8 protein-coding genes are annotated in these 8,964 nt (G+C 43.0%); 4 read left to right on the top strand and 4 right to left on the bottom strand.

Translation table 11 applies throughout. The annotated features are described in order from the left end of the window. Positions 1-172: 172 nt before the first annotated feature. Entirely contained in the window at positions 173-718 is a 546-nt protein-coding gene (locus NI465_RS15890) for a glutathione peroxidase (protein ID WP_005249624.1), read from the bottom strand. A 190-nt stretch (positions 719-908) separates the two neighbouring features. Between NI465_RS15890 and NI465_RS15895 the strand changes: the two genes are divergently transcribed. Next, on the top strand, positions 909-1,805 hold the full coding sequence (locus NI465_RS15895) for a DMT family transporter (RefSeq protein WP_004644871.1): 897 nt from the start codon (positions 909-911) through the stop codon (positions 1,803-1,805). 445 nt (positions 1,806-2,250) lie between these two features. Here the strand turns inward: NI465_RS15895 and tsaC are convergent, their stop codons facing one another. The 3 genes from tsaC to NI465_RS15910 are packed head-to-tail and all read right to left on the bottom strand — an operon-like array spanning position 2,251 to position 5,212. Next, a complete protein-coding gene (gene tsaC / locus NI465_RS15900) occupies positions 2,251-2,820 on the bottom strand; it encodes an L-threonylcarbamoyladenylate synthase type 1 TsaC (RefSeq protein ID WP_253145947.1) in 570 nt (189 codons plus the stop codon). A 41-nt stretch (positions 2,821-2,861) separates the two neighbouring features. Continuing rightward, positions 2,862-4,001: a DNA-processing protein DprA gene (gene dprA / locus NI465_RS15905; protein ID WP_253145948.1), complete on the bottom strand. Its 1,140-nt coding sequence runs from the start codon at positions 3,999-4,001 to the stop codon at positions 2,862-2,864. A 56-nt stretch (positions 4,002-4,057) separates the two neighbouring features. Next, positions 4,058-5,212, bottom strand: a complete 1,155-nt coding sequence (locus NI465_RS15910) for a LysM peptidoglycan-binding domain-containing protein (RefSeq protein ID WP_138742548.1) — start codon at positions 5,210-5,212, stop codon at positions 4,058-4,060. A gap of 120 nt (positions 5,213-5,332) precedes the next feature. On the opposite strand from NI465_RS15910, the gene def reads away from it, so the two are divergent. From def to NI465_RS15925, 3 genes are all read left to right on the top strand, one after another. Then, complete coding sequence (def, locus tag NI465_RS15915) at positions 5,333-5,863, top strand: peptide deformylase (RefSeq protein WP_004644875.1); 531 nt, start codon at positions 5,333-5,335, stop codon at positions 5,861-5,863. Between the two features lie 92 nt (positions 5,864-5,955). After that, on the top strand, positions 5,956-6,366 hold the full coding sequence (locus tag NI465_RS15920; RefSeq protein ID WP_004644876.1) for a DUF2946 family protein: 411 nt from the start codon (positions 5,956-5,958) through the stop codon (positions 6,364-6,366). Positions 6,367-6,438: 72 nt separating this feature from the next. Beyond that, complete coding sequence (locus NI465_RS15925) at positions 6,439-8,469, top strand: TonB-dependent copper receptor (RefSeq protein ID WP_253145949.1); 2,031 nt, start codon at positions 6,439-6,441, stop codon at positions 8,467-8,469. The last annotated feature ends 495 nt before the right edge of the window (positions 8,470-8,964 follow it).

Genomic DNA, 8,964 nt, shown 5'->3' on the forward strand with positions numbered 1-8,964 from the left:
CGAGGCATAGCGAATAGTAAAATTGGGTTTGGCGATTTGATTTTACTACTTCGCTATTTTTTTAAGCTAAAAGTGTCAACACACCCTAATCGTTTTTAAATAAAAAAAATAAGTATCTACCGAGAAAATAGATACTTATTTCAAGCTTGATGCTTATGAGAATAATCGAGAATTATTTTGCAAGTTCTGCATTCACTGCATCGACAATCCGTTGATCATCTGCAGTAATATCTGGAGCAAAACGTGCCACTACTTCACCATTTTTATTGATCAGGAATTTTTCAAAGTTCCAGAGCACTTCTGGTGGCTGATTTGGGGTTAAACCATAATCGACCAGATCTTTCCACCAAGGGCCTTCACCGATACGTTCCGGTACAGCCTGCGTAAGGTTGGCATATAAAGGATGCTTGTCTTCACCCGCGACAGAGATTTTAGCAAATAGCGGGAAGTCAACTTTATAATTCACTGAGCAGAATTCCTGAATCTCGGCTTCGCTACCCGGTTCCTGTTCCAAAAAGTTATTGGCAGGGAAGCCCAGAATTTCCAGACCTTCCGCTTTTTTGTCCTGATACAGTTTTTGTAAGCCTTCATATTGCGGCGTCAGGCCACATTTAGATGCGACGTTAACCACCAGCAAAACCTTACCTTGGTACTGGTTTAAAGTGGTTTCTGTTCCTTCAATGGTTTTGACTGGAATGTCATATACAGAGCGAGTCATTAGATTTCCTGTTTATTGCGACTGAACGGTATTTGTTTTAACGGGTATTCGCTTTCAGTACAAGTAAAAACAGGTGAGCTCAGTTACTTAAAGCTGCAAATTGCCTCAATATTATGTGAAAAATCTATTATGCTAGGATGCGCGAATACGCATAGCTTAATAACAAGACCAGCGACTCATGGATGAAAGTATGACACAGCAACAAAAGGCAGTCTGGTGGGCCATGGCCTTACCCCTGGCCGCAGTTTTGATTTGGTCTCTGAATATGACTGTCACCCGCTATGTGGCAGATTATATTTCTCCCATCAGTATCAGTTTCTACCGCTGGGCCTTGGCCTTACTGATTTTAACTCCATTCATGTTGCCCAAAGTCAAAGCAGCGTGGCCGGAGATCCGTCCATATCTCGGGCATTTTGCTGTTTTGAGTGCGCTGGGAATGGTGCTTTATCAGGGGTTGGCTTATAGTTCGGCACACTATACCACTGCAACCAATATGGGCCTGATCAATGCCTTTATTCCTATTTTTACCATTATCGTGGGTATTTTTGTTTTAAGGATTCGCCCAACACAGGCTGCAGTGCTGGGGAGTCTTCTGTCTTTTATTGGCTTGATGTATGTCATGGCACAAGGGCAGGGCCTGCAGTTTTTAACTGTTGGTGAAAGTTATATTGGCGATCTGTTGATGTTGATCGCAGTATTTTTCTATGCCTGTTATGGCGTGTTTCTGAAAAAATGGCAGATTCAGATTCCACTCTTAGTGAGCCTGTATATTCAGATTTTTATGGCCTTTCTCTATCATATTCCTTTGGTATTGATTTTAGGTCTGGACAGCATCAATCATGCTAATGCAGCCAGCATTATCTATGCCGGAATTTTTCCTTCCATTGCCGCGCCGTTATTCTGGATGATGGCTGTGCAGCAACTTGGTCCCAATCGCAGCAGTATTTTTATGAATCTGATGCCGGTTTTTACTGCAGTAGTCGCATATTTGTGGCTGGGTGAAGCGTGGACCATGTATCACAGTATCGGCGGTGGCATCATTTTACTTGGAATCCTCTGGGCTCAATATCCCGGAAGATCCGCTTAATCAGGAATTAAAAGAGCTAATTAAGAATTTTGTCTGATTAAATATTGAGCGGTTGATCAAAACTTTTTTAATTGAAATCCCCTTTTAAATGCTAATTTTCAAATGTTAAAACAAATAGAAAAATATCGTTTTATTTTAAAAAGAGAATAGAAAGAGCAAGATATTTTGAATATTGCTCAAAAATTGTTTGCTATTAATAGAAAATATGTATTATTTGATTGTTTTATTGTACTTGTCGTCGCATTCAGTTTCTTTCATAATGCGCCCATCGAGAATGATCAAGCAAGAAAATCCTTGTTTTATCAGACTCCCAGAGATTTTCTGAACCCTCTGGATGTGATTTATGCACATCCTTTTTTATGCTCAGCCATCCCTATATGGCTGAGCTTTTTTTTGTCTTAAAACTTTAGTCGGGCTTGAGTGTCCCGACTAAATCAGACAGGACTCAGTCACGAATAATTGCGCCAGTCACTGCATCAATGATCCGGCTTGGTTGCTGACTTAAACCGAGGTCACCATTCAGATAATTTAGATTCTGGTCAAAATAGCGGATCGCATCCTGCAGTGAGCGGGCAGGTTCCATACCGGCAGGGTTGGCACTGGTAGAAACGATAAAACCGCCAAAGGCCTGACACAATGCGACACAGAGCGGGTGAGTGGTCACGCGGACGGCTACTTTAGGGTGATGACCTTTAATCCAGTCAGGAATATCTTTATTTGCAGGAAGCAGCCAGGTGGTCGCACGCTCAGCAGGCCTGTCATTGCTCCAGGATTCAATCACTTTTTCACGCATTTCTTCGCTTAAATCCTGCAGCAGGTGTTCTACCTGTGAAAGATGAGCTGCCAACAAAATTACACCTTTCTCAATCGGGCGCTGCTTCAATTCTAAAATTTGATGAAATGCCTGTTCATTATAGGGGTCGCAACCCAAGCCCCAAACAGCCTCTGTGGGATATGCCAAGACTTGTCCGTCTTTAAGCCATGCTGCTGCTTCGGCAACAGAGGTAGTGATCATGTGGATACCTTATATTAAACAACAAAGCGCTATTGTGAACTTTATTTGAGAATCCGACAACGTAGATACAGGCCGGCTTGCTGGGTACAAAAACCGAGTAACTCCAGTTCCATGAGTTGGCTGGTCAAAGCAGATACCTCTTGCTGAACCTGCGTTCCCAGTTGATCCAAACTCTGTCCCACCCAGTCCAGCTGATTATACAGACTGAGCAGATGCGGTGGAATTTGCTGTGATGTTGCTTCAGTAACTTTCGTTTTGGTGGTATTTTCTAAAGCCTGCCATTGCGTCGCCAGTGCCAGTTCTTCGATGACCTGCTGTGGATGATCAATCAGAATCGCACCCTCACGAATCAGTTGGTGACAACCCTGATAATGCTCGCTGTAAATATGTCCCGGAATGGCAAACACAGTTTTACCTTGCTCAGCTGCCAGTTTAGCCGTAATCAGAGAACCACTTTTTAATGCAGCTTCTGCCACAATCACACCTAGACTTAAACCACTGACGATTCGGTTGCGCCGTGGGAAATGGTGCTGCAAAGGCAGCGTATCTGGTAGAAACTCACTGATTACTGCACCACCGTGCTCAATGATTTGCTGGCGTAGTGATTGATGTTGTGCTGGATAGGTTTGATCCAGTCCAGTCGCCATCACTGCAATTGTCCCTTGATGCTGTAACGCAGCCCGATGCGCTGCTTCATCAATACCGTATGCCAGACCGCTATTGATATAGAAACCCTGTTCACTCAAATAAAAGGCAAAATCATAAGCCACTTGCCGGCCATGCGGACTCGGCTTGCGACTGCCCACAATGGCAATCTGTGCCTGAAGCAGGGTATCGGATCTACCCTGACCAAAAATGATCGGTGGTTTATCTGCATAAGGATGCAACTGCTGAGGATAATGCGGATCGCTGTGCAGCAAAATAAAATCGCTATCCTGCTGGATCTGCTGCAGACATCGCTGAAATTTTTGCTGCGCTTCTGGGAGGTAAAACTCTTTTAAGCGCTGCACATGATTGGCATGAAGGCCGAGTGCTTGCCAGACGGGTACTTGATCCGGCTGAAGGGCATGCGCCAGTTCGGCATAATGTTGACTGATTTTATAGAAACTCGAAAGAGAATGCTGAACCAGATACCATAACGTAATTGTTTCCAGTTGCGCGCGTGATAACGGGTTCAGCATATTGAGACCTATAGGGTTGTCTTCTTATTATTAAGTTTTTTTATTTAGACAAATATTTATTCATCTAAAAGAGGTGCTTGAATTCCTGCACCAACCTTGATTGGTAATTCGCTCTCTAGCACATAGGCATAGCTTAATTGATCGAAGTTTTTGAATACCATGATTTGGCCAATACGCTCACCTGGCAATTGCACACGTTCTTTAGTTTTCGGATCAGTCACCACTTCACCTTTTTGATTCACACTAAAGACATGACCCGTCTGAACTCCATGTGCCGTACCACGGTCAATGGTGACAACACTATGACGTGCTGCTGTACCAATTGACCCCAATACACGCACAATCTGGCCACCGGCAGCAATATTTTCTGCATTGGTCGGATAGAACAGAGTCGGTAACATTGGATCGTATTCTGGTAAGACACGATCACCGCGACGTACTTCAGCATTGTAACTATCTGTCAGTTCAAGTGTGGTGACATCACCTTCGCCACGAACTGCAATACCAGATGCCACCTGTTGCAGCTCAAGTGCAGCAGTATATTTCTTGCCGTTTGCATCCGTAAATACATACGGTTCAGCTTCACGATAAACGGCATAGCGTTGACCCACTACCAGACCGTGACCACGTGCATAAACTTTCTGGCCTTTGCCAGCCAGTACGCGCTGATCTGCAGTTCCGAGAATGTAGGGTGTGCCCTGAACTGAATCAGGCGCCAGAAGGGTATAGCGTTCCAACCACTGCTTGATATGCTCAAGCGGAATCACTGGAATCGTATTATTTAAAGATTCAACACGAATCTGGGGCTGCAGAGAAGTACTGCCAAGATAGCGGCTGATAATACCTTCACAACCATCACCTTCGTCTTTACCAATAATCGGACGGCCTTGGTAATCACACATCAGCAGGCGGTCACCCGGGAAAATCCAATGTGGATTTTTCACGTGCTTATTACTGGCCCAGATTTCCGGCCAACGGACCGGATTTTTCAGGAAGCGTTTCGAGATATCCCAAAGCGTATCGCCTTTTTTCACCACATAAACGTTCGGTGCATTAGCTTTTAATGCCGGTGGATTGACGTTGCGTGCAGGTGCTGCCTCGGCAGAATGAATGGTCCCCATACTGACGCCTACACAAACTGCAAGTGCCAGCATCTGATTTTTAAACCCCAAGGCACTAAAAAATGGCATGCCCTTCAAAACCTTTTTCATTATCATAATTCCTAAAATTATGTGCGTAGTTGCGTTATAATAACGATCTTACACACATTTTTTTGATGAAGCATTCCCTTCATTTGGTTTTTTGATCAATGGCATAATTGAGGACGCAGTATGGCCTTATTACCTATTTTAAGTTTCCCGGATCCCCGTCTTCGTACCATTGCACAACCTGTCGAAGAAGTGACTGATGAAATTCGTCAGCTCGCTGCGGATATGTTTGAAACCATGTATGAAGCACCAGGTATCGGACTTGCCGCGACTCAGGTGGATCGTCATATTCAGCTGATTGTTATGGATCTGTCTGAAAATAAAGATCAACCGATGGTGTTTATTAACCCCAAAATCACACCATTGACTGAAGAAACGCAGCCCTACGAAGAAGGCTGTCTATCAGTTCCTCAAATATACGATAAAGTTGATCGTCCGTCACGCGTAAAAATCGAGGCAATTAATCTGGAAGGTCAAGCATTTGAGCTCGATGCTGACGGACTTCTCGCTGTGTGTATCCAACATGAAATGGATCACTTAAATGGCAAATTATTTGTCGATTATTTATCGCCATTAAAACGTCAACGTGCACGTGAAAAAGTGGAAAAACTGGTTCGCCAGCGTAATAAAGACAAGGTGGCTGTGAAACGCTAGGATCATTTTAAAGTTTATTTAAATGGTCTAGCAAAGCCCAATTCTGATTGGGCTTTGTTATAATCAACATAAGCATGTTTTAGGAATAGCCTGTGTTTTTACGCGCGGGGCTGCTATTTGCATTTGCAGCTGTGTTTCTACAGATTGCTGTATTTTTACAGCCTTTGTTACCGAAGCAATATCAGGTTGCTCCGGTATGTGAAACCATCACGCGTGCGCTTTTTATCGCGACAGATGCTCATGCGCAGCATAGCGCTGGCGAGCATAGTCACCTTATCCAATCTGATCATCTTCAACATGATCATCATGATGCCAATCATCAGTGTCAGTACTGTAAGGTTCATGCCAATTTAGTCTTACCGCCTGATCTGGACATCAAACAGGTTCTTGACCGGATTCATGTCCGTTTAATTGCCTATCAAAAAACCTTTAAGCATGTCTGGTTTGTCCTTCAGCAACTCTTCTTAATTCCTCAGGGGCGAGCGCCACCACTGCCTGCATAAATCTGCATTTTTCAGCTTGGGTTGGTATTGACTCAAGCCGTGCCTAATTTATGTATTTAGTGAGATAGAGAAATGGCTCAGCCTAAATTTTCTTTACAGCCACTTGCGGCTGCGATTTGTGTTGCTTGTTATTCTTCGATAGTGATGGCCAATGACGCCATGCCAGTGCAGACGTTTGCCCCGATTGTGGTGACATCGGCAGCAGGTAATGATGCCAATGGGCTGATTGTCCGCGCCGACCCTAAACAGCCGATTCAACCGATTCCTGCCAGTGATGGTGCGGATTATTTACAAAGTATTGTTGGCTTTAGTTCGGTCAATAGCGGTGCCGGCACCAATGGTGATGTGACATTCCGCGGTATGTTTGGTTCACGAATTAAGATCCTGACTGATGGCACTGAAAACCTGGGCGCCTGTCCAAGTCGTATGGATTCGCCGACCTCCTATATTTCTCCGGAAAGCTATGACCGTATTTCGGTGATTAAAGGACCGCAAACGGTTCAGTATGCCAATACTGGCTCTGCGGCCACGGTGATTTTCGAACGTACACCGGAACAGTTTGATCAAGATCAAAACTATCGTGGTCAGGCCAGTGTCTTGATGGGATCTTTCGGGCGCCTTGATCATAATGTCGAAGTCGCAGCAGGCGATGAACAGAAATATATCCGTCTGAATACCAATCGTTCGGTATCGAATAGTTATCAAGATGGGGATGGAAATACAGTTCCTTCAGACTGGGAACGCTGGAATACTGATTTGGCGATTGGCTGGACACCAGATGAAGATACTTGGGTCGAGCTAAGTGGCGGTAAGGCAGATGGTGAATCAGTTTATGCTGGCCGTACGATGGATGGCTCTCAATTTGCACGTGAAAGTTTAGGACTTCGTGTAGAAAAGAAAAATCTTACCGATATCATTCAAAAAGTCGAAGCTCAAGTGAACTATAACTTTAATGACCACGTTATGGATAACTTTAGTTTACGTGAGTTCCAGCCTGGAGGAATGATGAGTATGCCAATGGCGACCAATGTGACACGTAAAACATTGAACGCACGTATGGCAATGACCAATGAGTGGGATAAATTGCAGCTGATTACTGGTATTGATAGTCAGAACAATGAACATACTAAACGTAACGGAAGTCTGATGATGCCGTATCAAACTCAGCCAAGAACTAAAGATATGGAATTCCAGTCTGTGGGGGCTTTTGGAGAACTGAGTTATCAGCTTAGTGATAACAATAAGCTAGTGTCTGGTGTCCGTCTTGATCAGGTCAATGTAGACGCTGTTCAATCTCAACAGGAACGCAAAGAAACTTTACCGAGTGCCTTTATTCGTTTTGAAAATCATCATCCCGATCATGACGATGGCAAGACCTATATTGGTCTGGGTTATGTCGAGCGTATGCCGGATTACTGGGAATTATTTAGTCCTAAAACGGGAAATGATAACGTCAATACTTTTGCCAATATTGATATTGAAAAGACATTACAGCTAGATTTTGGTTATCAACATGAGCATGGTCATTTCAACTCATGGGCATCCGCATACGCAGGTTTGATTAATGATTATGTGTTAACGACATATAAACCTACTGGCATGATGGGAATGCTCGAAGCACATACCCGTAATGTCGATGCTACTATCGCTGGTGCAGAAGCTGGAATTGGTTACCAGTTTACTGACCGCCTACAGGCCGATATCAGCGCCATGTATGCTTGGGGTGAAAACACCACAGATAATACGCCGTTACCACAAATCTCTCCTTTAGAAGCCCGTGTTAACTTGCGCTATGTTCAAGACAAATATAATTTTGGATTGCTATGGCGTGTAGTAGATGGTCAAAACCGGATCAGTCTTAACGAAGGTAATATTGTGGGTTATGACAACAAGCAGAGCGCAGGCTTTGGTATTTTGTCTTTAAACGGTAGCTACCATGTTATGGATAGCGTGGATGTATCAGTCGGAGTCGATAATGTTCTAGACCGGACTTATACCGAGCACTTAAATAAAATGGGTGCTTCCGGGACAGGTTTACCAGCAACCGAGCAGTTTAATAATATGGGACGTAATTACTGGGCACGTGTCAGTATGAAATTCTAATTGTTGCTTAATATTCCAAAAGCCATTGCTACATAGCAGTGGCTTTTTTAATTTTTAGGATTGGCGTTCATTTTTTTATATTTAAATAGAGCAGTTATTTATAGGAACAAGGTCGAACAAAACAAGTTTTGTGTATATAAACGCCAGGTTGATGAAGAATCAAACAAGAATAGAATGTGAATTGAACGATATAAGTCATGTGATAAAGATTTTTATAATTTAAACATAAATAAATCAATATCTTATAGTTTCTGTAGATAGGTTGTGTTAGATATACTCAATAAAATTCAAAAATAATGAAAATAAATTAACTATATATAACAATTACTTATATTTTTATTGGTTTGAAAAATAAACACACGATAAAAAATCTTTGCAAGAAGTGTTGCAAGGGCTCTGAAATGCTGTAGAATGCACATCCATCGGCGGTGATGAAGATTAAAACTTCTGATAAAACAGTAACTTAGTTGAATTTGATTGAGTTGGGTTTTATTT

It is taken from the genome of Acinetobacter lwoffii, assembly GCF_024129855.1.
In the GTDB taxonomy this organism is placed as follows: domain Bacteria; phylum Pseudomonadota; class Gammaproteobacteria; order Pseudomonadales; family Moraxellaceae; genus Acinetobacter; species Acinetobacter lwoffii_L.